Raw genomic sequence first — 26,020 nt, 5'->3', positions numbered from 1 at the left:
CTTCAGGGCAGGGTGGCGAGCCGCTCGATCATCCGTTCGAACAGCTCATGGGCGTTCACGGCCGAGACGACGTGAGCATTGGGCTCGCGCTTCAGGCGGCCGTTCCAGTCGATGGTGGTACGCCCGCGCAAGGGGCCGTCACCGGTCTCGACCGTGACGAAGCAGTCGCGGCCTTCAAAGAGCTCGGGCCAGAGCAGATAGGCGACCACGCAGGGGTCGTGCATCGGGTGCCCGTCGCTGCCGAGCCCGCCGGGGCGCGGGCGGGTCAGCATGCCATGGACGGCGTTGCCGGCTGCGTTGCCGAGCGTGCCGATGCGGGCGATCTGCGCGTGGCTGGCGATGGCCTGCAGCGTGACACCGAGACCGAACATCACGATCGGCCGGCCGCAGCCGAAGACCACCGCCGCGGCGTGCGGATCGACATAGGCATTGAATTCGGCGGCCGGGGTGATGTTGCCGAGGCCGATGGCGCCGCCCATCAGCACGATGCGCCTGATCTTCGGCAGGATGTCGGGTGCGAGCCGGAAGGTGAGTGCGAGATTGGTCAGCGGTCCCAGCGGACAGAGCGTGATGCCAGCCTCTGGCGCAGCCCGGCAGATATCGATGATCGCCTGGACCGCGTGACCGGGCGCAGCTTCGCTCGCAGCGGCGGGAAGGCCCGCGCCTGCCAGCCCGTCAGGGCCGCAGACGAATTCGGCGGTTTCGAGCGGGATGACAAGCGGGCCTTCGGCACCGCGATGGACGGGAATGTCGCTGCGGCGGGCGAGATCGCGGATGCGCAGCGCATTTGCCGTGGTTTGCGCGACCGGGACATTGCCCGCGACCGCGGTGATCGCCTTGAGGTCGAGGCGGTCGGCGCCGGCGAAGGCGAGCAGAAGGGCTACGGCGTCGTCCTGGCCGGGATCGGTGTCGATGATGATCGGCTCGCGCATTTCCGTCTCCGCCAATTCAACCCTCATCCTGAGGAGCCGCGAGGCGGCGTCTCGAAGGATGTTCCAGATGTTTCCCGTACCTCCTGAAGCATCCTTCGAGACGCGGGCTGCGCCCGCTCCTCAGGATGAGGGCTGCGGGCAGGAGGAGGGCCATCTCAGGCGGCCTTGGCATTGCCGGCCATGATCAGATGGGCGATGTCGTCGGCGCTGAGGTCGCCGAGGGGGCGGTCGACGTATTTGCGGCCGGCGCCCATGATGACGATACGGTCGGCCAAGGCCACCACGTCGCGCATGTTGTGGCTGATCAGGATGACGGTGCGCCTATCGGCCTTGAGCTTGCGGATGAGGTCGAGGACGAGCGCGCTCTCCTTGACGCCGAGTGCGGCTGTCGGCTCGTCCATGATGATGATCTCGGCATTCCAGCGCAGGGCGCGGGAGATCGCGACCGCCTGGCGCTGGCCGCCGGAGAGCCGCTCGACCGGGCGCGTCATGTCGGTGACGGCGGCGGAGAGCTGCGAGAGATAGCGCTGCGATTCCGCGATCATCCGCTTCTTGTCGAGGATGCGCAGGAAGGGCAGCAGCACCGGCTTGGTCAGCTCCGAACCCATGAAGACATTCTGGGCGATGGAGAGGCGCGGGGCGAGCGCGAGGTCCTGATAGATCGTCGCGACGCCGTTCTCCAGCGCGTCATGCGGCGAAGCGAACGTGACCGGCTTGCCGCGCAGGCTGATGGTTCCGCTCGTCGCCTCCTCGGCGCCCGAGATCACCTTGATCAGGCTCGACTTGCCGGCGCCGTTGTCGCCGCAGAGGGCCACGACCTCGCCCGGGAAGATGTCGAGGTCGACATCGCGCACGGCGACGACCGGACCATAGGCCTTGCCGATGCCGCGCAGCGAGAGGAGGGGGGTATTGGTCGTCCCGGTCATGGCTTCAACGCTTGTCACGAGTCCGAATGGCTGGCGCCGGCGTCATGCTCGCCCTTGTGGCGAGCATCCACGTCTTGAACATCCTAATGAGCCGAAGAAGACGTGGACGGTCGGGACAAACCCGACCATGACGCGGAAAGGGCGCGCGCCCTCACTTCTTCAGGAACTGCTGGACGTTGTTCTTGTCGACCAGCACGGCCTCGGTGAAGAGATATGGGCCGGAGGTGATGCTCTCCTTCGGCTTCTTGTCGACGACGATCGCCTGGATCGCATCGACCGCCTGCTTGCCCATCTCCTCGAAGGGGATCGCGACGGTGGCGACGAACGTCGAGGCCGGATCGGCGATGCGCTCGTAGCTCTCCTTGCCGCCATCGACCGAGATCAGCGGGATCTGGCCCTTCTTCACGCCCTGGGCCTGCAGCAGGTCGTCGATGATGTAGGCCTGGCCGTCGAACGAGGCCCAGATGCCGTTGATCTTGCCCTGGTTCTGCAGCATCAGCGCCTGCATGCCGGCGCGGACGTCGTCGCGCCAGCTCTGGGTGCGGGCCATCGAGAACTTGCCGAGTTCCTTCACCGCCTGGTTCTCGGCGAGCACGGCATCGAGCAGCCGGCCGCGGATGCGCGAGGCGACGTTGAGATCGAACCGGGCCGAGACGATGTTGCCCTGGTAGCCGAGCTGACCGAGCAGGTAGAGCGCGGCGTCGGCGCCGACCTTGTACTCGTTGGTCTGAATGTCGAAGAGCGCATGCGGGCTCGCACCGGACTGCACGGTGATCACCGGGATCTTGGCGTCCTTGGCCGCCTTGAACTGGGCGTCGGCCTCGACCGGCTTGCCCATGGCGATGATGATCGCGTCGACCTTCTTGGCGATCAGCGCGTCGAACTGCTCGGCATGCTTCGGCAGCGCGCCTTCGGAGTTCAGCAGCGTGACGTTCCAGCCCTTGGCCTTGGCGGCGGCGGCGGCGGCATTGGCGACCCGCGCATGCGTCTCCGACGAGAACTGGAAGCCGATGATGCCGACCTCGAAGGCATCAGCCGACTGGCCGAGCGCGACGAGCGCGGCGGCGGCCACCAGCATCTTCCTCAAGCCGAACCCATTCTTGCCGAACATGTGGACTCTCCCCTGTTGTTGTTCTGTGTCGCCTAGACCTTGAACGCCGCCTTCTTCATCGCGCTCGCCGAGAAGGCGACCGAGCCGATGATGATCGCGCCGAGCACGATGTCCTGAATGTAGTAGGGCGCGCCGAGCAGCACCAAGCCGTTGCCGAGCACCTTGAGCACCAGCGCCGCAAAGACCGTGCCGGGCACATTGGGTTTGCCGGGATCGAACATGGTCATGCCGAGCAGCACGGCGGCGATGGCATAGAGCAGATAATCGCCCGCCATGTTCGGCGCGGCCGAGGACAGGTTGGCGGCCAGCAGCACGGCCATGATGCTGGCGAAGACCCCGGCCAGCAGCAGGCCGATGCGCTTCATCCGCGCCGTGGCGATGCCGGCGAGCCGGGCCGCCTCGTCCGCCTCTCCGGTCGCGACCATATGGGCGCCGGTCCGTGTCCATTTGACCAGGCCCCAGGCGAAGAGCGTGGCGCCGGCCATCCAGAGCACGAGATTGGGGATGCCGAAGGTGTAGCCGCGAGCAAGCCCGGTGAAGCCGACCGGCCAGCGGCCGACGAAAGCGACGCCCTGGGTGATCATGAAGGCGAGGCCCTTGGCGATGGCGGCGGTGCCGAGCGTCATGATCAGCGAGGGGATGCGTAATACCGTGACGCCGTAGCCGTTGAGCGAGCCGAGCACGACGCCGACGCCGAGCGCTGCCGCCACTGCGACAGCGGGCGGATACTGGAGCTGCACCAACCAGCCGCAGACGACGGCGGCCAAGCTCGCCATCTCGGCGACGGAGAGGTCGAGTTCCGCCACGGTGAAGGCGAGGGCGAAGCCGAGCGCCAGAATCGCGAGGAAGCTCGTATCCTTCAGCACGTTGACGATGTTGGTGGCGCTGGCGAAGTTCGGCGCGAAGATCAGGAAGAACAGGATCAGCGCGAGGCCGGCGATCGCCGTGCCGTAGTGCCCGATCAATTCGCGCAGGTCGATGCGGCCCAACTCAGGCTCCCCTGGCGATGGCGGAGATCGGCTGGAGTATCTCGATGCCGCCGGTGATCGGGATCAGGGCGCCGGTGACGAAGGCGGCGCCGTCCGAAAGCAGGAATGCGATCACGTTGGCGACATCCTCGGGTCGTCCCAATCTCCCCAGCGGCGTGCGTACTGCCGCGCCCTCGACGAGCGCATTGAACTGCTGCGCGAATCCGTTCCTCACCATTGGCGTATCGATGATGCCGGGCGCAACGGCATTGACGCGGATGCCGTGCCGCCCAAGCTGCTGGGCCATGCCGTAGGTCAGGGTCGCGACACCGCCCTTCGCCGAGCCATAGGCAAGATTGGCGCCGCCATTGCTGTAGGCGATGGAGGAAATATGGACGATCGCGCCACCATCGCCCTGGGCGATCATCCGGCGCGCGGCAGCCTTGGAGATGCGGAAGACGGCCGAGAGATTGACGTCGACCAGCTTGTCCCACTCCTCGTCCTCCATCTCGACCATGGCCACGGGCCGGGAGGCCCCGGCGCCGGTGACGAGATGGTCGAGCCGGCCGAAGCGTGAAGCGGCCAGATCGACGAGAGCCTGGGCGAGATCGCGTTCGCGGACATCGCCGGCGAGCGTCACCGCTTCTCCGCCGCCTGCCGCGACCTCCGCCGCCACCGCGTCGAGGCCGGGTTGGTCGAGGCCCGAGAGGACCAGCCTGTGACCAGCGCGGGCGAGCATCACCGCAAGCGCGCCGACAATGCCTCCCGATGCTCCGGTCAGGAGCGTGACGGGGCCTCTTTCCTTCGGGTTGTTCATGGTCGGTGGTGTGGGCATGGGGAAGCGTTCTTACGGGGTCGTTTCGGGGTTGGCGAGACCGGGCAACGCAGCCGAGGTCTGCGCCAGCGCCGTTAGGTCAGCCGAGATCGGCGCCAGCGCTTCCTCGCTGCGGCGATAGAGGGCGTAGAGCGCGTCATAGGCAGGGCGCCGGGCGGGATCCGGTTCATAACGGTGGGCTACCTCGACCAGCGCATCCTGCGCCGCTTCCAGCGAAGCGAAGCGCCCGAGCCCCGTCCAGGCGATGATCGCGGCGCCGAGCAGACCGGGCTCCCTTGCGCGGCCGACCACGATGTGGCGGCCGCAGAGATCGGCCTTGATCTGCGCCCAGGCGGGATTGGCCGCCGCGCCGCCGCCGAAGCGGATCTCTTCGACGCAGCTGCCGAGCGCCGCTTCCGCACGCTCCAGGACCAGGCGATTGAGGCAGGCGACGCCTTCCAGCACGGCATAGGCGAGGTCGGTGGGGCCGTGCCGGCGGCCGAGCCCGACAAAGGCGCCGCGCAGGTTCGGATTCCAGTAGGGCACGCGCTCGCCCTGCAGATAGGGCAGGAAGATCACGGGCTGGGGATGACGCTGGCCGGCGAGCAGGCGCTCGATGGTGCCGCCGACGCCATCCGAACCGCCGAGCAGCTCGACCAGCCAGGCGGCTGTGTCGGCGCCGTTCTGGCTGGGACCGCCGAGATGCCAGAGGCCGCGCCAGTCGACGGTGATGAGGCCCTCGGCCTCGGCCTGTTTCGGACCGAGCACGCCGAGCACCTCGGTCGTGCCGGAAATGTTGTAGGCATAGCCCGCGCGCAGAGCGCCCAGTCCGGCCACGGCCGCCCAGGTGTCGTTGCAACCGCAGAAGACCGGAATTCCGGCAAGCCGATCGAATGGCGCGGGCAGGTCGGTCCGAACGGGCTCGACGGCGTCGCAGGGTTCGAGGATCGGCGGGATCACGGCCGGCGACAGGCCGATGGCGGCGAGCGCCGAGACCCCATCATGCGTCTCCGCGCAGGCGATGAGCCGCGCCATCGAGACCGGGTCGCTGGCCTGACTGCCGGTCAGGCGGAAATTCAGATAGTCCTTCGGTTCGAGCACGCGGGCGAGAGCGCGAAAATTCTCCGGCTCTGCTTCCGCGAGCCAGGCGAGGCGCGCGAGCGGATGGAAGGCGTTGATGCGCCCGGCTTCCGGATGGCCCCCTAGCCTCTCACGAAGCCCGGCCGCGACCGCGTCGGAGCGCGCATCCTTCCAGGTCAGGGCCGGGCGAAGCTCGCTGCCGTCGTTGCCCAGGAAGATCTGCGTCCGCGTCACGCCGCAGATCGCGATGGCTTCGACCCGCGCGAAAAGGCCGGGTTGCTGCCGCGCCAGATCGCCGACGGTTTCGAGCAGGAGCGCCCACCAGCCTTCGGCGGCGACCTCCGAATGCCCGAGGCGATCGTCGAGGGCGGGGCCGGCGGCGGCGCTCTCGGCCAGCACCGCGCCATGCGGGGCGATCAGCGCGGCGCGAAAGCTGCTGCCGCCGAGATCGCAGGCTAGGACGACGCTGATCTGCTGCATGAGGATAGAACTACACCCGTCATTCCAGACAAGCCGCGTTGGCGGCGTCGATCCGGAATCCATCGAAGGGCTCCGGTGCTCCACGATGGATTCCGGGTCAAGCCCGGAATGACGATAGCTGGGTCATCGGCAGCGAAATCGCGCTGAAGCCGGGAACGACGGCGCCCTCAGGCCGCACCGCGCGCTGCCTTGAGGATGTCGTCGACGAGGCGTTGCGACGTCAGGGCCTCCTCGCCGGTGACGACCGGGTCGCGGCCTTGCTCGATCGCATCGAAGAAATCGGCGATGACGGCGCGGTGGGCGTCATGCGGGAAATCCATGATGTTGGCGCCGCTACCGGTCGAGCCCTCCGCCTCGACGATTTCCTCGTGGCCATCGAGGAAGGCGAGGCGCAGCCTCCCGCCGATCAGGGCGGCAAAACCCTTGGTGCCAGTGATTTCGATGCGTTCGGGGTAGCCGGGATAGGCGGCGGTTGTCGTCACCAACGTCGCGGGGGCGCCGTTGCCGGTCTCCAGCAACGCGGAGACGTAATCCTCGGTTTCCATGCGATGGAGGGCGGTGGTGCGCGCCTGTGCCGCGACGACCCTGGAGACGCCGACCAGCGAGCGAAACAGGTCGAGCGAGTGGATCGCCTGGGTCAGCAGCACGCCGCCCCCGTCGCGGGCGAGCGTGCCGCGCCCCGGCTCGTCGTAATAGCTCTGCGGGCGCCACCAGGGCACGGAGAGGAAGGCGGCCTCGATGGTGCCGAGCTCGCCTGATTGCAGGGCGGCCTTGAGGCGCAGGCTGGCGGGGCGGAAGCGATGCTGCAGCACGACGCCGAAGGTCCTGCCTGTCCGGCGGGCGGTGTCGACCAGGCGCTGGCCGCGCTCGCTGGTCAGTTCGAGCGGCTTCTCGACGAGGACATGTTTGCCGGCTTCGAGGCAAAGCGCGGAGACATCGAGATGGCTGCTCGGCGGGGTCAGCACGATGACTGCTTCAACCGCAGGATCGGTCAGAACAGCGTCGAGATCGGTGGTCGTCGGGAAGGGAAACTGGTCGGCATAGGCCTTGGCCCGATCGGGCGTCCGGCTCACCGCCCAGCGCACATTCGCACGATCGGCAAGGTCGAGCAGGCTTTTGGAATGCGGCAGGGAGGCGGGGCCGAGCCCGATCACGGCGATACCGAGCTTGCGTCTCATGTCAGGCGATTCCCATTCTCACTCGATAATTCCACCGGGGTCATCCCTGACAAGCGGCGAAGCCGCGCCGATCCGGGATCCATGCCTGAGCTCTGCCGAAAAATGTTCCGGCATTGATCCCGGGTCTCCCTTCGGTCGCCCGGGATGACATCGTTCAGGCTTCCCGCTGCCGGGCAGGCAGCCAGGTCGCCTTCGCCTGTGCCTCCAGCGCCAGCCTGCAGACGGTGAAGGCGTGGCGCTGGCCCATCGCGGTTTCGCTGCGGGCGCCGATGTCGGCAATCAGATCCCGGAAATAGGTCAGCGGCTCTCGCGAAGCGTCGATATGGCTGGTGCCGGATTTGTCGACGAGGAAGACATGGTCGGTGCCGGGGCGCCCGGCGACATCGACATATTTGCGCAGTTCGATCGTGCCTTCGGTGCCGAGGATGGTGAGCCGCCCGTCGCCCCAGGTCGGCAGGCCATCGGCAGTGAACCAGTCGACGCGAATGTAGCCGCCGGCCCTGTCGCTGCGCAGCAGGACTTCGCCGAAATCTTCGAACTCAGGCAGGTCGGGCACGCCGAAATGGCCGACGCCGGAGGCCACGATCTGCGCATCCTCCGAACCCGTAAAATGGAGGAACTGGTCGATCTGGTGCGAGGCGATGTCGGTGAGGATGCCGCCATAGCGGCGCTTGTCGAAGAACCAGCCCGGCCGGATCGCCCGGTTGAGACGGTGCGGCCCCATGCCGAGAGTCTGAACAACTCGGCCGATCGCACCATCGGCAATCAATTTGCCGGCTATGATCGTCGCTGGGACGATGAAGCGCTCGGAGAAGCAGATCGAGAAGATGCGGCCCGTTTCAGTCACGGCCTTCTCGATGGCCGCAAGCTGGTCAAAGCTGGTGACGCCGGGCTTGTCGATCATCACATCCTTGCCGGCTCGCATGGCGCGGATGGCCAGCTCGGCACGCTCTGCCGGAATGGCGGCGCAGACGATCAGATCGACCGACGGGTCGTCGATGAGCCGCTCGGCCGTGCTTTCCGGCAGATTCGGGAACCGCTCGCGGAAACCGGCGAGGACGCGCTCGTCGCTCGTCGCGGGATCGAAGCCGACGCAGGTCGCGCCGGCTTCGAGGAGACCACCGACCATATGGTAGATATGGCGGTGGTCGAGGCCGATGGCGGCGAAGCGCATGGTAGGGTCTGTTCTCGTCATGGACGTGGCTCTGATCGGGCCAAAACGCCCGAGAGTAAGGAGGAGCCCGCCGCCCGATGCCTTGTGGCATCGGGCAAGGGACCGACACGGCTGTCGGGCGTTTTCGCCCGACCCCGAAGGGGCGCGGGCCTTTTGGGCGGCTGGTGTGTCGCATAGCCTTGCAAACCGGGCGGTTTGCTGCGGCTAAGCTCCTGCCCGCCGCTCAAAATGCCCAGCGTCAGAACCGCGTCCATGACGAGTACAGACCCTTATTGCGGCGCGCCGTGGCCGACGCCGATCTCCTGGTCCCAGCGCCGGAAGGCGGCGACGAGGCGCTCGGGCGTCAGCGGCGGCCGGGTCGGCAGGCTGGTGATGAGCCCGTCATATTCCGGTCGGCCGTATTCGGCGAGGATGTCGCGGCTTTCCTGCGGGGCCATGGCAAGCGTCACGCCCTTCACCGCCGGGCCGGGATAGAAATAGCCCTTGTCGTAGGTGACAGCCTGCGCCTCCGGCTTGAGCATATGGGCCATCAGTGCGACGAGCGCCGGCATCTTGTCGGCCGCGACACCCCTCGGGATGCACATGAACTGCGTGTCGGGAATCCAGTGGGTCTTGTCGAGAACGAAGACCTTGGCCTCCTTCGGCACGATGCCGAGCACGCGCGGGTTGATGTCCCAGCCCAGCGTCGAGACGATGACGTCGCGGGTGCCTTCGCCCAGCTCCTTCATCGTCGCGGCGGTGCCGCCCGGATAGTAGTCGATGCCGGTGCCGAGTTCCTTGAGATAGGCCCAGCTCTTGTCCCAGCCCTTCATCGGATCGGAGGGATCGGCGTCGCCGAGGATGTAGGGCAGGCCCTGCAGCCAGGTCCAGCCGGGTCCGGAATTGACCGGCCGTGCATAGGTGAAGCGCTTGGGGTTCTGCTTGACGTAGGCAAGCAGGTCCTCGGCGGTCTTCGGAACGGTCTTGAGGCGCTCGGGCGCGTATTCGAACAGCGGGCCGGAGGGGGAATAGACGACGGCGACGCCCTCGTTCTGGCCGAAGTTGCGCTGCATCATCAGCGCCTGCTCGTGATAGACCTCTTCCGGCTTCGGCAGGTCCTTGGCATGGGATTTCCAGACATCGACCCAGAGCCCCTGCTGGATGCCGTCCGACATGGCGCCGGGGCCGGTCAACACGAGGTCGATGTCGACGCGGTTGGCCTGTTGTTGGGCCTTGAGCTTGGCCGGCAGCTCCGGCGAGGGCGCGCGCGAGAAGTTCAGGCGCGAGATCAGCTTCGGGTTGTCTTTGGCGAATTTCTCGATGGCGACCTGCGTCAGCTGCAGATTGCCGGCGACGTCGATGATGTTGAGCGCGACCGGAGCGCTTTGCGCCAGCGCGCCGCCGGCTTTCAACGCGGCGAGGCCGGCCGCTCCGGCCATGACGGTACGGCGTGTCGGATGGTTCATGGTCTCTCCCTGGGGTTTGGCTCTCTTTTGTCGTGCCGTGGTCGGCATCAGGAGCTCTTGCCTGGGATACTAGTGCACCACTTTGTGGCGCGCCAGCGCATTCGCGGGCATGGCCGGCACCATGCTGAAGCATGCGATGAAGGGGTGGGTCAGGCTTGTTCGAGGAGGAGCGCCTCCGCCGCACGGCTGAGCAGTGGCGCGGCGGCGCCGTGGATTTCATAGAGGTGGCTGGCGGGCACGCCGGAGAGGTCTGGGACGGAGAAGCCATCCATCGTGCCTTCCGCCCGGAACAGCGTGTTGAACCGGGCCCAGAGCTGCGGATTGGCCGAGAACGGACCGCTCACCGCGATGCGGGCGGGAAACAGCAGGCGACAGGCATTGGCGAGCGCGCGGGCGAGCAGCTGCGCCGCCATGTCGATTTCCGGGAGGGACAGAAGGTCGAGCCCGGCAAGCTGCCGGGCAAGCCGGATCTCGTCCTGGTCGAGATCGGGCCAGTGGCGGCGCAGCGCGGGGAGCAGGGACCAGAGGGCGGCGCCGGTTTCGAGGCAGGCCGTGTTGCCGCAGCCGCAGGGGCGGTCGTGCAGGGCCGCGAGCCGCCAGTGGCCGATTTCGCCGAAGGAGCCGGTGGGCGCGAAGGGTTCGCCATCGACCGCATAGGCCAGCCCTACGCCCCAGCCCCAATGCAGCAGGATCGTCCCGCCCGCGAAATTCTCGGGCTCGCGGGCGGCGCGGGCGCGCAGCTCGGCGTCGAGATTGCGGCAGATCGTGACGGGGCCGGCGACGGGGGCGAGCACGGAGGCGATGTCGAGCCCGCGCATGCGCGGCCAGCGCGAGGCCATCAGCCATTGCCCCTGCTTCAGGTCGATCAGGCCGGAGAGCGAGACCGCCGTGCCGGCATGGCTCATGCCGGGAGGCATCGCGTCGAGCAGGTTCCGGGCGAGTTCGGCCATCGCCATGGCGATGGTGGCATTGTCGGCGTCGCCGGCAATGGGGCGACGGCGCTCGGCGACGAGATGGCCGTTGAGGTCGACCAATGCGCCCGAGAGCGACTGGCTGGAGACATAAATGACGGAGGCGCCGATGCGGCGCGTATGGGCAACGAGGATGGCCGGCGGCCGCCCGCGACCGCTCGCCTCGCCGATGGTCTCGATGACCAGGCGGCGGGCTATGAGTTCGCCGACGACCCGCGAGACACTGGTCGAGCGCAGCTGGAGGATGCGGCCGATATCGGCGCGGGAATGAGCCTCGCCGTTCAGGACCAGCCGGTAGATGCGAGCGCAGTCCCGGTCATGGGCAAGCGCGAGGTGGCTTTCGTCGATCGTCAGCAGGGACAAGGCAAACTCTATTCAGAACGGTTGCGTTCAAAATTAATCATTGCGTTTCAGCCGAAGCTTCATAAGCTCGATACCAGAATATCGGAAATTTCCTGACGTAAAAGGTTCAAAAATCGATGATCGAGATGCATGTTGCCTCCGACAAGGAGACGCTCGGCCAGCAGGCGGCGGCGCTCGGCGCGCAGGCGATCCGTGAGGAACTCGCCCGTCACGGCGAAGCGACGATCATCGTGGCGACCGGCGCGAGCCAGTTCGAGATGCTGAAGCATCTCGTGGCGGCCGAGGGCATCGACTGGTCGAAGGTCACGGCCTTCCATCTCGACGAATATGTCGGCTTGAGCGAGAGCCATCCGGCGAGCTTCCGGCGCTATCTGCGCGAGCGCTTCATGGCGCCGCTGAACAGCGCGCCGACCTTCATTCCGGTCGATGGCGAGGGCGATGCCGCAGCGGCGGTAAAGCAGCTCAACCAGCAGATCGCCGGCAAGCGCATCGCCGTCTGCTTCGCCGGGATCGGCGAGAACTGCCATCTCGCCTTCAACGACCCGCCGGCGGATTTCGAGACCGAGGAGCCTTATCTCGTCGTGAACCTGGACGAGGCCTGCCGGCAGCAGCAATTCGGCGAGGGCTGGTTCCCGAGCTTCGACGCCGTGCCGCAACAGGCGATCTCGATGAGCGTGCGCCAGATCCTCAAGAGCGAGCTGATCGTCCTCTCCGTCTCCGACACGCGCAAGGCCGAGGCCGCCAAGGCCGCTCTGGAAGGGCCGGTCAGCAATCTCAGCCCCGCCTCGATCCTGCAGACACACAAGCGCACCGTGCTGTTCATCGATCCGCCGGCCGCTTCGCTGCTGAGCCGGAAGGGCTGACGATGCGCACGCCCGGTCTCGTCGATCTGCAGGTCAATGGCTTCGGCGGGGTGGATTTCAACTCCGGTACGATCACGGCGGCGGAGCTCGACCGGGCGCTGGAGGCGATGCTGGCGACGGGCGTGACCACCTGCCTGCCGACGATCATCACTGCGCATCCGCATGAGCTGGAAGAGCGATTCCGGGCGCTCGACGCAGCGGTGAGCGGAAGCCGGCTCGGGCCGCTGATGTGCCCGGGCTACCATCTCGAAGGCCCGTTCCTGAACCCGTCCGCCGGCTATTCCGGCTGCCACCCACCGGAGGCGATGACGGTGGCAACGGCCGAGCTGGTCGCGCATCTTGACCAGCTCTTGTCGCGGCCGATCCTGATGGTGACGCTGGCGCCGGAGGTCGAAGGCGGCGTCGCCCTCGCCGGCAAGCTGGCGCAAGCGGGCAAGGTCGTCGCCATAGGCCATTCCGCCGTCGATTTCGAGACCGCCGGCGCCGCTGCGGAGGCGGGCGCGACGCTCTCGACCCATCTCGGCAACGGCCTGCCGCAGCAGCTGCACAAGCTCGTCAACCCGCTCTTCGCCCAGCTCGCCGAAGACCGGCTGATGGCCGGCTTCATCGCGGATGGCATCCATATCCATCCGAAGGCGCTGAAGAGCCTGATCCGGGCAAAGGGCGCGGAGCGCTCGATCCTCGTCACGGACGCCGTGGTTGCTGCTGGCGCAGTGCCGGGCCGTTACAGCTTCGCCGGCATGCCGGTCGATCTCGCCGCCGATGGTTCGGTGCGCCAGCCGGGCGGCGCCTCGCTGGCGGGCTCGGCGCTCAAGCTCGACGACGCCGTTCGGAATGTCGTCGCCTGGGGCATCGCGACGCCGGAGGGGGCAATTGCCATGGCCTCGACCCATGCGCTGGCCTGCATCGCCGACGCGCTGGCGCAGGCTGGCATCACCTTGCCGGAGAGCGCGATCGAGTGGTCGCCGGAACTCCGCATCCGCAGCGTGCGCATCGGCAACGAGCGCCGCGATTTCGCCGCTGTGGCGGCATCCTGAAGACGTTACCAACCAAGCAAGAGGGGAAAACGATGAGCGAATTTTCGAAAGGCGTGGATCGCCGCACCGTGCTGGGCGGCCTCGGCGCGCTGACCATCGGCGCGAACGGCGCCTTCGCCGCCGCGCCGCCGCTGCCTTCGGCGCCGGTCGGCATCAACATCATCGATGTCGGCGGGGCGCTGGCGCTGATGCAGCAGGCCTTCGACGACTACCGCAACGCCAATCCCAAGCTCGTCTCGCGCATCACCTATGTGAAAGCGCCGGCGCCGGAACTGGCGAGCAAGATCAAGGCGCAGCAGGATGCCGGGCGCGCCGATCTCGATCTGGTCCTGACCGGCTCGGATGGCCTGGCTGCCGGCCTCGAGCAGAATCTCTGGCTCAAGATCTTCCCGGATTTCGCCGAGAAATTCCCCAATATCGAGCAGAATTACGAGCCCGCGGCGCTCAATCTCCACAAGGTGCAGGGCGCCGGCTTCGGCACGGTGGTGAACTATTACCCGTCCGGGCCGCTGCTCGAATACATGCCGGACCGGGTCAAGCAGGTGCCGACGACGGCCGAGGAGCTGCTGGCCTGGGCCAAGGCCAATCCCAGCAAGTTCATGTATGCGCGCCCGACCAATTCAGGCCCCGGCCGCACCTTCATGATGGGCCTGCCCTATATCCTCGGCGACAAGGATCCGCAGGACCCGGTCAATGGCTGGGACAAGACCTGGGCCTATCTGCAGGAACTCGGCGAGCACATCGAGTACTACCCGGCCGGCACGGGCGCGACGATGAAGGAGTTCGGCGACGGCTCGCGCGACATCATCATCTCGACCACGGGTTGGGACATCAATCCGCGTGCGCTCGGCATCGTGCCGAAGGAAGCCAAGATCCAGACGCTGAAAGGCTTCCACTGGGTCTCGGACGCCTTCTTCATGTGCGTGCCGAAGGGCATCCCGAACGATCGCCTCGCCGTCGTGCTCGACATCATGGCGCATGTGCTGACGCCGAAGATGCAGGCCTATTCCTATGACGAGGGCTATCTCTATCCCGGCCCGGCGGTGAAGGACGTGCCGCTCTCCCTGGCGCCGAAGCGCAGCCAGGAGGTGATCGCGGAGTTCGGCCGGCCTGAATATGCCGACCTCATCGCCAAGAACCCGATCGAGCTGCCGCTGAAGCCCGACAAGATGGTCGTCGCCTTCCGCAAGTGGGACGAACTGGTCGGCGCCAAGCGCAAGCGCTGATCGAAGCCATTATTCCTTCGCTCCGCCTTCGATGCGGAGCGAAGAAAAGGCCCGGAAACCATCGCACGGTGCCGCCACCGACGATGGATTCCGGGCCGATTTCGTTCTCGAACTGGAGCATGCTGATCTACGCGGACTCACGCGGTCATCCCGGGCTTGATCCGGGATGACCGCGTGAGTCCGCGAAAAGGCCCAGGTGGCGAAGTGTCGACAAACCCTAGCTGACGACCGATGCGTCGTTTTCGGCGCGCCGCCAGAACAGCCTGACGCCGCCATCGCCGGTGCTTTCGAGGCCGGGGACGGCTGCGAGAAGCTTCTGAGTGTAGGCGTGCTGCGGATTGTCGAAGATGTCGTCGCGGGGGCCTTCCTCGACGATGCGGCCGTCCTGCATAACGATGACCCGGTCGGCGACCTGCTCGACCACGCCGAGGTCATGGCTGATGAAGAGGCAGGAGAAGCCGTGCTTCTTCTGCAACTCGTCGAAGAGCTCGAGCACCTGCGCGCGCACGGTCACGTCGAGCGCCGAGACCGGCTCGTCGGCGATGACGAAGCTCGGCCGGCGCACGACCGCGCGGGCGATGGCGATGCGCTGGCGCTGGCCGCCCGAGAGCTCATGCGGGTAACGCTCGGCGAAGCCGTCCTTGAGGCCGACCTCGGCCAGAACCTCGGCGACGCGCGCCTTCTTGTCTCCCGGAGTCATGTCCGGCACCAGCCGCAGCGGCTCGCCGACGAGCTGGCCGATCGTCATGCGCGGATCGAGCGAGGAATAGGGGTCCTGGAACACCATCTGGCAGTTCAGCCGATAGTCCCAGTAAGCCGTCTCGCTCTTCGTGATGGGCTTGCCGTTGAAGCGGATCTCGCCGCCGGCCGGCTTGACGAGCCCGGCGATGGACTGGCCGAGAGTGGTCTTGCCCGAGCCGGAGCCGCCGACCACGGCTACGACCTCGCCGGGCTGCACATCGAGGCTGATGCCATGCAGCGCGCGCTTGGCTGCCTCCTTGCGGAAGAAGCCCTGCCGGCCGGGATATTCGACGACGAGGTCGCGCACCGAGACGATCGGGGTCTTCGCCTGCGGCAGCAGCCGCGCCGGCAGCCGGTGCGGCATCGCCGAGAGCAGCTTGCGCGTATAGGGGTGCTGCGGTCGGGCGAGGATCTCTTCGCTCGATCCTTGCTCGACCACGTCGCCCTGGCACATCACAACGATGCGGCTGCAATAGCGCGCGACCATGCCGAGATCATGCGAGATCAGCAGCACGGCGGTGTTGTTGGCCTGGGTCAATTCGACCATCAGCTCCATCACGTCGCGCTGGACGACAGCGTCGAGGGCCGTGGTCGGCTCGTCGGCGAGGAGCAGCGCCGGCTTCAGCAGCATCACCGAGGCCAGCATGATGCGCTGGCGCATGCCGCCGGAGAATTGGTGCGGATAGGCGGTGAGCGCGCCTTCCGGGTCGCGCAGGCCGACGCGCCTGAGCATGTCGAGGATGAGCGCGCGGCGCTGGGCTGCGTCGAGCTTGCGGTGCAGCGCCAGACCCTCGTCGAGCTGGCGGCCGATCAGCATCGACGGGTTGAGCGAGGTCATCGGCTCCTGGAAGACCATGCCGACGCGCGAGCCGCGCATGGCGCGCAGATCCTTGCCGCTCATCGCCATCACGTCCTGCCCGTCGAAGCGGATCGTGCCGGAGGTGAGCGCGACGGCGGGGGGGATGAAACCCATCACGGCGCGGGCCGCGAGCGTCTTGCCGGAGCCGGATTCGCCGACGATGCCGACGATCTCGCCGGGGAAGACCTGGAAGGAGACGTCGTTGACGACCGTGCGGCCGGTCGTGCCGATCCTGAGCGTCAGGCCGGCGACGTCTAGGAGAGCGGCGGCGCTCTTGTTGGCCGCGTTTTCTTGACGCGAACCGGTGCCCACTTCGCTTGAAAGCGCTTTGGTCATCGCGAACCCCTCATCCGCGGGTCGAGCGTGTCGCGCACGGCGTCGCCGAGCAGGTTGATGCCGAGCAGGGTCAGCGAGATGCACAAGCCCGGGAAGATGCCGAGCCAGACGGCCTGGCCGATATAGGGCCGGGAGCCTGCGAGCATGTTGCCCCAGGTCGGCGCCGGCGGCGGAACGCCCAGGCCCAGGAAGGAGAGCGCGCTTTCCGCCAGCAGCACATAGCCGAACATCGAGGTCGCCAGCACGGTCAGCGGCGCGATGCAGTTCGGCAGGATGTGGCGGGCCATGGTGAAGCTCTCGGAGTTGCCCATCACGCGCGAGGCGGCAATGAACTCGCGCTCGCGCAGCGAGAGCACCGTCCCGCGCACGACGCGGGCGACCGACGGCGTGTAGGCGATGCCGAGCGCGACGATGATGCCGTATTTGTTGGCGCCGACCACCGCGAGCAGGCCGAGCGCCAGGAGGATGCCGGGGAAGGCGAGCAGCGCATCGTTGAAGGCCATGATCACCCGGTCGACCCAGCCGCGCATATAGCCGGAGAACAGGCCGATCGTGGTGCCCATCACGACGGCGAGCGTCACCGTCAGCAGGCTGATCCAGACCGAGGTCGCCGCGCCCGCCATCAGGCGGGACAGCACGTCGCGGCCGAACTCGTCGGTGCCGAGCCAGTGCAGCGCGGAGGGCGCCGCCAGCTTCTCGCGGAAGGAGAGCTTGAGCGGATCGTAGGGTGTCCAGAGGGCGCCGATGCACGCCGTCGCGAGCAGGATGCCGATCAGCGTGCCGCCGACGATCGCATTGGCGGCGGGGAGTTTCATTCGGCTGGCCTTCTTCACGGCGCCGCCACCGCTCATGGTGCTGTTGCTGCTCATTGCGCGGTCACCCTGGGATCGAAGACCGGATAGCAGAGGTCGATGACGAGGTTCACCAGCACATAGGTGAAGGCGACGAAGAGCATGCAGCCCTGGATCACGGGATAGTCGCGCGCGAAGATTGCATCGACGAGCAGGCGCCCGAGGCCGGGGATCGTGAAGACGGTCTCGACCACCGCGATGCCGCCGAGCAGGTTGCCGAGCACCAGGCCGATCAGCGTCCAGGTCGGGCCGAAGGCGTTCTTGAAGGCATGGCGCCAGAGCACCGCGCTTTCCGAGAGGCCCTTGGCGCGGGCATGGGTGATGTAGTCTAGCCGGAGCACCTCGAGCGTCGAGGCGCGCGCCATGCGCAGGATCACGCCGATCTCGTGCAGGAACAGCGTCATGATCGGCATGACGAGATAGAGGATGCCGGCCCAGGGGTTTTCGGCGATCGAGACGTAGCCGACAACCGGCAGCCATTCGAGCTTGAGGCCGAAGAATAGCAGCAGCAACAGGCCGAGCCAGAAAGTGGGGATCGAGAGCAGCAGCGTGGCGGTGGCGACGAGGCCGAGATCGATCGGGGTGTCCTGCTTCCAGGCGGCGATGACGCCGGCGGGCACCGCGACGCAGCTCGCCAGCAGCACCGCGACCAGCACGATCTGGGCCGAGACCCAGAAGCGCGACAGGATCAGCGGCAGCACCGCCTGCTGCGACGAGATCGACTGGCCGAAATCGCCGTGCAGCACGTTGCCGATCCAGATGCCGAACTGCACCGGCAGGCTCTGGTCGAGGCCGAGCCGGGCCCGGAGATCGGCGAGGCTTGCCGGCGTTGCCAGATCACCCAGCATCAGCTGTGCGGGGTCGCCGGGAATCAGGCGGATCAGGACGAAGACCGACACCGCCACGATCAGCAGCGTCGGCAACGCCATCGCGATCCGCGTCAGCGCGAAACGAAACATCGAAGGCCCTCCCAAGCCTCACTGCCGGTCCCGGCCAAAGCCAGGGCCGGAGGCACCGCCTCACTTGGCGAAGCCAACCTCCCAGAGCCGCAGCTGCGACGCCCACGGCGTCACGCCTGTCACGCGCTTGGAATGGGCGATGATGTCGAGGTCGTTATGGGTGAAGATGGTCGGCACCTGCTCGATGAAGCGCTTGTGCAGCTCATCGAAGATCTTCTGGCGCTCGGCTGTATCGGTCACCACCATCGACTTCTGGATCAGCTCGAGCGCTTCCGGGTCCTCCCAGATCTTGCGCGGCTGCTTGTCCTTCGGGCCGGCGATCTGCTCGAATCCGAGCGCGGGATCGAAGCGGCTCGAATAGGAGAAGGCCTGCATCTGGTAGTTGCCCTTGTTGTAGCGGTCGAGCTGCGTCGCCCACTCCAGCACCTCGATCTCGGCATTGATGCCGGCCGCCTGCATCATCGCCTGCGCTATGACGGCGGTGTTGAAGCTCGGCACGGAGGAGCGCTTGTTGGCGAGGATCACGATCTTCTCGCCCTTGTAGCCGGCCTTCTGCAGCAAGGCCTTGGCCGCGGCAGGGTCGTATTTGAAGCCCTGCTTCTCCGCCCCGCCGTAGTATTTCGAGGTCGTGTAGACCGGCGAGTTATTGGGCTTGCCGAGGCCGTTGCTGACGTTGCCGACGAGCTCGGGGAAGTCGATCGAGGCGGCGATGGCCTGGCGCAGGGCCTGGTTCTTCAGCAGCGGATCGCGCGTCTGGATAATCAGGCTGTGCCTGACCGGGTTCGGGGCAATCGCGAGCGCGACATTGGGCGCGCCCTTGAGATCGGGCACGTCCGATTCCGGCATCAGCGCCATGTCGAGCGAGCCCGCGAGCAGGCCGGCCTTCACCGTCGCCGCATCGGGGATGACCATGAAGCGCGCTTCCTTCACCAGCGGCCGCTTGCTGCCGATGTAGCCGTCGCGCTTGTCGCCCTTGGGCGAGACGTACTGGTCGAAGGCGAGGAGCTGGACCGACTGGCCGCGCTTCCATTCGCCGAGCATGAAGGGGCCTGTGCCGATCGGCTTGTCCCAGCTGCCGTCGGCCTTAACCGAATCCTTGTGGATCACGGCCGTGCCGCCGCAGTCCGCGCGGGCGAGCGAGTCGAGGAAGAGCCCGTTCGGCTCGTTGATCTCCATGACGAAGGTGTCGGCATCGGGAGCGGTGGCGGAGATGACCTTGAGGCCATTGCGCCCGTCGAAATCGGACAGGCAGCGCCAATCCGTCTTCGGATCCATGTAGCGGTTCCAGCTCCACAGCGCGTCGGCCGAGGTCATCGTGGCGCCGTTGTGGAATTTCACGCCCTTGCGCAGGCGGAAGGTATAGGTCTTGCCGTCCGCGGAGATGTCGACCTTCTCGGCCAGAAGCGGGCCGACCGAGCCGTCCTCGGCATAGCCGACGAGCCCTTCGACGAAGTGCAGAACGACCGCGTCGGTGTTGCCGTCCCGGTTCACGCCGGGGTTGGTCGAACGGATGTCGGCGTTGAGCACGGCGGTCAGCGTCTGGGCCTGCAGGGCGCCGGCCGAGAGGGCGAGCGCAGCGGCGGAGACAAGGAGGCGCTTCATGATGGTTCCCCTGTTGTCGTTATGGTCGTTCAGCCGGCCTTGCGGGCGGCGCGAATCCTGCTGAGTTCGCCGGCGAAGAAGTCCTCGACCACCGGCACGACCTTGACCCCGTCATGCGGCGTGTTCGGCACGAGATCGAAGCGCGCCGCGATGCCATTCTCTGCGAAGGAATCGCGCAAGCTCGCCAGCCGCTCCGGCCGCGTCGCGCCGGCATGGTTGGCGTCCGGCATCCAGTTGCGGCCGCCCGGCTTGTGGGTGATCTCCCAGGTCTCGAGATCGGCGGCGCCGACGACCATCTGCACCGCGACCTGCTTCATCGCGGGGATGTCGAGCTCCTGGCCGAAGAGCTCGGCGAAGTTGCGCGTCCCGACCCACCAGTCGCGCGTGGGATCGAGCAGGGTCACCGAACCCGGCGCGCCGATCGAGACGCCCCAGAGCTTGTGCGGCTGCAGCAGCAGGAAACGGTGGGCGAAATGGCCGCCGCCGGAATAGCCGAACAGACCGAAGCGCTCGAAGGCGATGCCATAGCGCTCGGAAACCTCCTCGACGATGGCGAGCAGCACATGGTCGTAGCGGAGGTTGCCCTCGCGCATGTACTTGAAGCCGTCGCGGTAGCCGTCGCCCATCACGCCGATCGGGAAGAGCGGCGCCAGGATGATGCAGTTGTTCCAGCGGGCGAAGGCCGAGAAGGCGTCGCGATAGCCAGTGAAGCCGCGGCCGGTGCCGTGCATGGCGACGATGAGCTCTGGCGCCTCGCCGGTCTTGCCGAGGTTCGGCGGGACATAGAGGCAATAGGGGAAGCGTGGATCGTGCTTCGAGGCGTAGATCGAGGTCGGTCCGTATTCGTAGAGCGCCTTGGCGCGCGCGGCTGCCTCGATTTCCGGCTTACCGGTCTTTTCTGCCACGGCGCTCACGGCTTCTCTCCTCTGGCGAAATTATTGGCGCCAATTGTGTCGCATGTTATGGTTGGCTTCGCAACCGACTTCTGTCGTGCCGCCCGAATCCTGCTAGAGAGCCCTTCATGACGTCCGAGCGGAAACGCAGAAACACCGGCACGCGGCGGGCCATCCTCGCGAACGAGATCGCGCAGGCGATCAGGCTGCGCATGTTCAGGCCGGGCGAGTGGCTGCGTCAGATCGATCTTGAGGAGCGCTTCCAGGCGACGCGTTTCGACGTGCGCAGCGCCCTCGACGAGCTCGCCGTGCGCAAGACGATCGAGCATGTCCCGAACCGGGGCTATCGCGTCGCCGAGGTCGACATGAAGACCTATGAGGAGATCCAGGCGACACGGGTCATCCTCGAGATGGCGGCGGCGGCGGGTATCGTCGCGCGTATCGACACGGCGACGATCGCGCGGCTGGACGAGCTCGCGGCGCAGTTCTCCAAGGCGGTGCTGACCGGCAGCCGCACCGAGCAGAGCGAGATCAACCGCATCTTCCATCAGCTGCTGTACTCCTTCTGCGGCAATGCCGTGCTCGAGGAAACGATCTGGGCGCTGCGAGACCGGGCGCGCGGTTCGCAGATCACGGTCTGGAGCTCGCATGAATCGCTGCTGCGCAGCGACCGCGAGCACTACGCGATGATGGAGGCCCTGAAGGCCCGTGACGGCCGACGCCTCGCCGCCGTGATCGCGGCGCATGTCGTCAAGGGCGGCACGCCAGAGCCGGCCGCGATCGGCGGGCCGGGCTGACCGACGCACCCGGAGGTTACCTGGCGACGCTGACCTCCCAGAGGCGCGGCTTCGAGGCGACCCAGGGCGCGAAGCCCTGCAGACGCCTGGAAACGACGGCCGTGTCGACCTGGTTGTAGAGGAAGATCAGCGGCGCATCGGCCAGCATCATCACATGCAGCTGGTCGAAGATCGTCTTCCGCTCGGCTTCGTCATTGACCAGCGTCGCCCTCTCGATGAGGGCGTTGGCCTCCGCATTGTCCCAGACCTTGGAGGGCAGCTTGTCCTTCGGGCCGGAGAACTGATTGTAGCTCTGGGCCGGATCGATGCGGGCGGAATAGCTGAAGGACATCATCTGGTAGTTGCCCTTCGAGAACCGGTCGAGCTGCGTCGCCCATTCCAGGATCTCGATCTCGGCCTTGATGCCGGAGGCCTGCAGCATCGCCTGCGCCATGATCGCGACGGGGTAGCTCGGCACGGTCGAGCGCTTGTTGGCGATCAGCTTGATCGTCTCGCCCTTGTAGCCGGCTTCGGCCAGCAGCTTCTTCGTCTGCGCCGGATCGTGCGTGTAACGCTTCTTCTGGACCTCGTCGTAGAAGGGTGAGGTGACGTAGACCGCCGAATTATTGGTCTTGCCCAGGCCGTTCGAGACGGCACCGACGATCTCGTCGAGATCGAGCGCGGAGGCGATGGCCTGGCGCATCTTCACATTCGACAGCAGCGGGTCGCTGGTCTGGATCAAGATGGTGTGCTTGGTCGCGCTCGGCGCGGTCAGCACCTGCAGGCCGCTCTTCTTCATCTCCGGCACGTCCTCGTCCGGCACATCGGCGACGTCGAGCGCGCCCGACATCAGGCCGGCCTTGACCGTCGCACCATCGGCGATCGAGAGGAACTTGACCTCCTGCGCCAGCGGGCGCTTGGAGCCGACATAGCCGTCGCGCTTCTCGCCGGGCGGGGAAGCGTAAGCATCGAAGCGCTTGAGCAGCACGAATTCGCCCCGGCGCCAGTCGGCGAGCTGGAACGGGCCGGTACCGACCGGCTTGTCCCAGCTGCCGTCGGCCTTGACCGAGTCCTTGTGCAGGATCGCGACCATCGCGCAGTCGGTGCGGGCCATGGTGTCGAGGAAGAGCGCGCTCGGCTTCTCCAGCTTCATCACGAAGGTCGTTGCATCGGGGACGGCCGCTTCAATGACCTTCAGCCCGAGCCGGCCGTCGAATTCCGCCTTGCAGCGCCAGTCGGTCTTCGCATCCATGTAGCGGTTCCAGCTCCACAAAACGTCGGCCGAGGTCATCTCGGCGCCGTTGTGGAACTTCACGCGCTTGCGCAGGTGGAAAGTGTAGGTCCGTCCGTCCGGCGAGATCTCGATCTTCTCGGCGAGCAGCGGCGCGACAGCGCCATTCTCGCGATAGCCGACGAGGCCCTCGACCATGTGCAGCACGACGGCGTCGGTATTGTCGTCGCGGTTGACGCCCGGATTGGTGCTGCGGATGTCGGCGTTGAGCGCGACGTTGATCGTCTGTGCCTGGGCCGCCCCGCCGATAAGTGCGAGCGCGAGAGCAGGCGCTGAAATGCGGATCATTCTCGTTCCCCTTACTGCCATGCCGTCAGGGCACGCCCTGTGCGGGCATGCCTCGATGTCGCGGGAGATCCCGAAGATGGGGCGGTTTGAGCGCTATTCGCCGACAGTGACTTCCCAGGCCCGCGGCAGCGAGCTCACGGTCGAGACATAGCCCTTGGTCTTGGCGCCCATCGCACCGCCGACGATGCCGTTGTAGAGCATCACCATGGGCACTTCCGCGAGGAAGCGCTTGTGCAGCCCGTCGAAGATCTTCTGACGTTCGGCGCGGTCGGTCACCACCATCGACTTGTCGAGCTCGGCCTGCACCTCCGGATTGTCCCAGAGCTTGCGCGGCTGCTTGTCCTTCGGGCCGGTCATCGACTCGTAGCTCAGGGCGGGGTCCATGCGGCCCGAATAGGGGAAGGCCTGGATCGTGTAGTTGCCCTTGCTGTAGCGGTCGAGCTGCGTCGCCCATTCCAGCACCTCGATCTCGACGTTGAGTCCGACAGCCTGGAGCATCTGCTGGGCGACGACGGCGGCGTCGAAGCTTTCGGGGTAGCGCTTGTTGGCGAGCATCACGATCTTCTCGCCCTTGTAGCCGGCTTCCGCGATGAGCTTCTTGGCGGCGGCCGGGTCGTATTTCCAGCCTTCCTTCTGCACCGGGCCGTAATAGGCCGAAAGAGCCGGGACGATCGAGTTGTTCGGCGTGCCGATGCCGTCGCTGACGGCGGCGACCAGCTCCTTGGAGTCGATCGCGGCGGCGATCGCCTGGCGCAGCTTGAGGTTCTGCAGCAGCGGGTCGCGCGTCTGGATGATCAGGCCGACGAGGCCCATGCTGGTGACGACGGAGGTCTTGACCTTGTCGTTCTTCTTGAGCTCGGCGATGTCGGTGTTGGCGATATCCGGGACGACGTCGATATCGCCCTTCAGCAGGGCGGCCTTGGCCGTCGCGTTGTCGGGAATGATGAGGAAACGCACCTCGTCAACCAGCGGCTTCTTGGCGCCGGTCAGCCCGTCGATCTTGCCGGGCAGCGAGGCATAGTCGGCGAAGCGCTCCAGCCGGATGTACTCGCCGCGCTTCCATTCCGCGAACTTGAACGGGCCGGTGCCGATCGGCTTGTCGAAGCTGCCGTCGGCCTTGACCGAGTCCTTGTGGAGGATGCCGGTCATCGCGCAATCGGTGCGGGCGAGCGCCGAGAGGAAGAGCGCGCTCGGCTTGTCCAGTTCGAAGACGACGGTCTTGTCATCAGGCGCGGTGATTTTCTCGACCTTGACCTGGCCGCGGCCGTCAAATTCCGAGAGGCAGCGCCAGTCGGTCTTCGGGTCCATATAGCGGTTCCAGCTCCACAGCACGTCGGCTGCGGTCAGGGCTGCGCCGTTGTGGAACTTCACGCCCTGGCGCAGCGTGAAGGTGTAGTTCTTGCCGTCGGGGGAGATGTCGACCCTCTCGGCCAGCAAAGGCTTGGGCAGAGCGTCCTCGCCATAGGCGACGAGGCCCTCGACTATCTGAACGACGACGCCATCGGTATTGGCGTCGCGATTGACGCCCGGATTGATCGAACGGATATCGGCGCGCAGCTGGATGCGCAGCGCGCTCGCCCCCGCGGCCTGAACGAGGCCGCCGCACAGAAGCGCGGCGGCAAGGGCTGTTTTGGTGGTTCTGCGCATCATGTTCCCCTGTTTTTTGTTCGGTTGTGACGCGGGACCGGGATCGAACTATTCGGCCGCTTCGGCGAGCAGGACGGGATTCTCGGTCAGGCTGTAGCGGGTGAAGACGCGGTTCTCGGCCGGCAGCGGCGCGACCTCCATGATCCCCTTCGCCGGCTGCATGATCACCATTGCGACCGTCGCCGAGAGGTTGCCCTGCTCGTTCGGGCGCGCCGGACGGCAGACCGAATACGGCGTCAGGAAATCGTCGAAGAGGGCCTGCTTGAGATCGTCGACGGTCAGCTTGCGGCCGGCTTCATCGAGCAGCTTCTTGACCCGCCAGTCGCGGTAGAAGCTCTCCGGCACGCGCGGGATGCTGGTGTTCTTCACCTTGGTCAAGGCGATCTGGCCGACCCAGTGGTTGGCGTGAACGATCATCCCGTCTTCCGGATAGATCGGGAAGGCCTCGTCCGGCGCGCATTCGAAATCGATGCCGAAGCCCTTCACGGTCGAGAGCATCATGTTGTTGGAGCAGGCCTTCGGCGTCGCCGCCACGGCCTTGATCGCGAAGGCGAGGTGCTCCTGCTCCAGCACCTTGCGGCGGATCAGGGCGAGCGGCACGCCGGTCTGGGTGAAGTCGCGCTCGCATTCGAGATAGTTGGCGGTGATCGAGATGCCGGCCGCGTTCATGCCGCAGCGGGCGAGGCCGCCGGCCTCGACGAAGGTCAGGAAATCCGGCCCGTCGTCGCGGCGCACGCGCAGCACGATCGCGGTCTCCGCGCATTCGGCCCGCCAGTCCCAGTTCTGGCCGTGGATCAGCTCGCCGGTGGCGCTGCGCTCGGGCAGGATGATCGCGCCGGTGCAGCCGTCGTCGAGCTCTTCTGTCGCCTCAACGGGCTTGTTCTTGACCATCCGCGCCTTGGCGATGACCTCGGTGCGGGCATTGACCATGATGATGTCTTCGAGCGCGACGCCAGCGCCGTCGGCGATGCCGCGCATCTCCTCGATATAATGGGCGCCGAAGGCCTCGATCTCGCTGGCGAACTCGCCGATCAGTGCCGATTTGGCGGTGGCGTCGTAGCCGAGATCGCCGAGCTGGCCGCCATAGAGCTCGATCGAGCGCTTCACGCGCTGCGGCACGGCCGCGCCATGCTGGCGGCCGCGTTCATAGGGCGAGCCCGAAACGTCGACGAAGGGGCAGGGCTGGACCATGGCGCACAACTTTCCGAT

Annotated in this window: 22 protein-coding genes; 4 read left to right on the top strand and 18 right to left on the bottom strand. The window is 66.6% G+C overall.

What is annotated here, in order from left to right:
• Positions 1–2 precede the first annotated feature (2 nt).
• The 10 genes from AC1DNE_RS15650 to AC1DNE_RS15605 all read right to left on the bottom strand — a co-directional run bounded on the left by AC1DNE_RS15650 (position 3) and on the right by AC1DNE_RS15605 (position 11,442).
• Positions 3–932, bottom strand: coding sequence for a nucleoside hydrolase (locus AC1DNE_RS15650; RefSeq protein ID WP_476766614.1), 930 nt, complete (start codon positions 930–932; stop codon positions 3–5).
• 155 nt (positions 933–1,087) lie between these two features.
• Positions 1,088–1,858 (bottom strand): ATP-binding cassette domain-containing protein, encoded by a 771-nt coding sequence (locus AC1DNE_RS15645; RefSeq protein ID WP_441469429.1) that lies wholly within the window; start codon positions 1,856–1,858, stop codon positions 1,088–1,090.
• A 151-nt stretch (positions 1,859–2,009) separates the two neighbouring features.
• Complete coding sequence (locus tag AC1DNE_RS15640) at positions 2,010–2,969, bottom strand: sugar ABC transporter substrate-binding protein (protein ID WP_441469428.1); 960 nt, start codon at positions 2,967–2,969, stop codon at positions 2,010–2,012.
• Positions 2,970–3,001: 32 nt separating this feature from the next.
• Positions 3,002–3,958, bottom strand: a complete 957-nt coding sequence (locus tag AC1DNE_RS15635; RefSeq protein WP_476766613.1) for an ABC transporter permease — start codon at positions 3,956–3,958, stop codon at positions 3,002–3,004.
• Position 3,959: 1 nt separating this feature from the next.
• Positions 3,960–4,772, bottom strand: coding sequence for an SDR family NAD(P)-dependent oxidoreductase (locus AC1DNE_RS15630; protein WP_441469426.1), 813 nt, complete (start codon positions 4,770–4,772; stop codon positions 3,960–3,962).
• 12 nt (positions 4,773–4,784) lie between these two features.
• Positions 4,785–6,311, bottom strand: a complete 1,527-nt coding sequence (locus AC1DNE_RS15625; RefSeq protein ID WP_441469425.1) for a xylulokinase — start codon at positions 6,309–6,311, stop codon at positions 4,785–4,787.
• A gap of 167 nt (positions 6,312–6,478) precedes the next feature.
• Positions 6,479–7,489 carry a Gfo/Idh/MocA family protein gene (locus tag AC1DNE_RS15620; RefSeq protein WP_441469424.1) on the bottom strand — a complete coding sequence of 337 codons (1,011 nt, stop codon included), beginning with the start codon at positions 7,487–7,489 and terminating at the stop codon, positions 6,479–6,481.
• A gap of 154 nt (positions 7,490–7,643) precedes the next feature.
• Positions 7,644–8,684 carry a Gfo/Idh/MocA family protein gene (locus AC1DNE_RS15615; RefSeq protein ID WP_441469423.1) on the bottom strand — a complete coding sequence of 347 codons (1,041 nt, stop codon included), beginning with the start codon at positions 8,682–8,684 and terminating at the stop codon, positions 7,644–7,646.
• A gap of 248 nt (positions 8,685–8,932) precedes the next feature.
• The gene (locus tag AC1DNE_RS15610) at positions 8,933–10,108 is read right to left on the bottom strand and encodes an extracellular solute-binding protein (RefSeq protein WP_441469422.1); all 1,176 of its coding nucleotides are present in this window, start codon (positions 10,106–10,108) and stop codon (positions 8,933–8,935) included.
• 149 nt (positions 10,109–10,257) lie between these two features.
• Positions 10,258–11,442 carry an ROK family protein gene (locus AC1DNE_RS15605; RefSeq protein ID WP_441469421.1) on the bottom strand — a complete coding sequence of 395 codons (1,185 nt, stop codon included), beginning with the start codon at positions 11,440–11,442 and terminating at the stop codon, positions 10,258–10,260.
• 116 nt (positions 11,443–11,558) lie between these two features.
• Here AC1DNE_RS15605 and AC1DNE_RS15600 point away from each other — a divergent pair, with 116 nt between their 5' ends.
• Genes AC1DNE_RS15600 through AC1DNE_RS15590 form a run of 3 tightly spaced genes read left to right on the top strand, consistent with a single transcriptional unit; the run spans position 11,559 to position 14,568 of the window.
• Positions 11,559–12,305: a 6-phosphogluconolactonase gene (locus AC1DNE_RS15600; protein WP_441469420.1), complete on the top strand. Its 747-nt coding sequence runs from the start codon at positions 11,559–11,561 to the stop codon at positions 12,303–12,305.
• 2 nt (positions 12,306–12,307) lie between these two features.
• The gene (locus AC1DNE_RS15595) at positions 12,308–13,342 is read left to right on the top strand and encodes an N-acetylglucosamine-6-phosphate deacetylase (protein ID WP_441469419.1); all 1,035 of its coding nucleotides are present in this window, start codon (positions 12,308–12,310) and stop codon (positions 13,340–13,342) included.
• Positions 13,343–13,374: 32 nt separating this feature from the next.
• Positions 13,375–14,568 carry an extracellular solute-binding protein gene (locus AC1DNE_RS15590; protein ID WP_441469418.1) on the top strand — a complete coding sequence of 398 codons (1,194 nt, stop codon included), beginning with the start codon at positions 13,375–13,377 and terminating at the stop codon, positions 14,566–14,568.
• A 217-nt stretch (positions 14,569–14,785) separates the two neighbouring features.
• Here the strand turns inward: AC1DNE_RS15590 and AC1DNE_RS15585 are convergent, their stop codons facing one another.
• The 5 genes from AC1DNE_RS15585 to AC1DNE_RS15565 are packed head-to-tail and all read right to left on the bottom strand — an operon-like array spanning position 14,786 to position 20,830.
• The gene (locus tag AC1DNE_RS15585; RefSeq protein WP_441469417.1) at positions 14,786–16,504 is read right to left on the bottom strand and encodes an ABC transporter ATP-binding protein; all 1,719 of its coding nucleotides are present in this window, start codon (positions 16,502–16,504) and stop codon (positions 14,786–14,788) included.
• Entirely contained in the window at positions 16,501–17,319 is an 819-nt protein-coding gene (locus tag AC1DNE_RS15580; RefSeq protein ID WP_441469516.1) for an ABC transporter permease, read from the bottom strand. The genes AC1DNE_RS15585 and AC1DNE_RS15580 overlap by 4 nt, the downstream gene beginning before the upstream one ends.
• A gap of 50 nt (positions 17,320–17,369) precedes the next feature.
• Positions 17,370–18,314: an ABC transporter permease gene (locus AC1DNE_RS15575; protein WP_441469416.1), complete on the bottom strand. Its 945-nt coding sequence runs from the start codon at positions 18,312–18,314 to the stop codon at positions 17,370–17,372.
• Positions 18,315–18,374: 60 nt separating this feature from the next.
• Entirely contained in the window at positions 18,375–19,916 is a 1,542-nt protein-coding gene (locus tag AC1DNE_RS15570; protein WP_441469415.1) for an ABC transporter substrate-binding protein, read from the bottom strand.
• Between the two features lie 29 nt (positions 19,917–19,945).
• Positions 19,946–20,830: an alpha/beta hydrolase family protein gene (locus AC1DNE_RS15565; RefSeq protein WP_441469414.1), complete on the bottom strand. Its 885-nt coding sequence runs from the start codon at positions 20,828–20,830 to the stop codon at positions 19,946–19,948.
• A gap of 107 nt (positions 20,831–20,937) precedes the next feature.
• Between AC1DNE_RS15565 and AC1DNE_RS15560 the strand changes: the two genes are divergently transcribed.
• Positions 20,938–21,606, top strand: coding sequence for a GntR family transcriptional regulator (locus AC1DNE_RS15560; protein ID WP_441469413.1), 669 nt, complete (start codon positions 20,938–20,940; stop codon positions 21,604–21,606).
• Between the two features lie 16 nt (positions 21,607–21,622).
• On the opposite strand, the gene AC1DNE_RS15555 is transcribed toward AC1DNE_RS15560, so the two are convergent.
• The 3 genes from AC1DNE_RS15555 to AC1DNE_RS15545 form a co-directional block, all read right to left on the bottom strand.
• Complete coding sequence (locus AC1DNE_RS15555) at positions 21,623–23,164, bottom strand: ABC transporter substrate-binding protein (protein ID WP_476767167.1); 1,542 nt, start codon at positions 23,162–23,164, stop codon at positions 21,623–21,625.
• 93 nt (positions 23,165–23,257) lie between these two features.
• Positions 23,258–24,811: an ABC transporter substrate-binding protein gene (locus AC1DNE_RS15550; protein ID WP_441469411.1), complete on the bottom strand. Its 1,554-nt coding sequence runs from the start codon at positions 24,809–24,811 to the stop codon at positions 23,258–23,260.
• Between the two features lie 48 nt (positions 24,812–24,859).
• Entirely contained in the window at positions 24,860–26,002 is a 1,143-nt protein-coding gene (locus AC1DNE_RS15545; protein WP_476767169.1) for a C45 family autoproteolytic acyltransferase/hydolase, read from the bottom strand.
• Positions 26,003–26,020: the final 18 nt, after the last annotated feature.

The organism is Allobosea sp. 05L423, from assembly GCF_056397745.1.
This window is presented reverse-complemented; position numbering and strand designations above follow the sequence as displayed.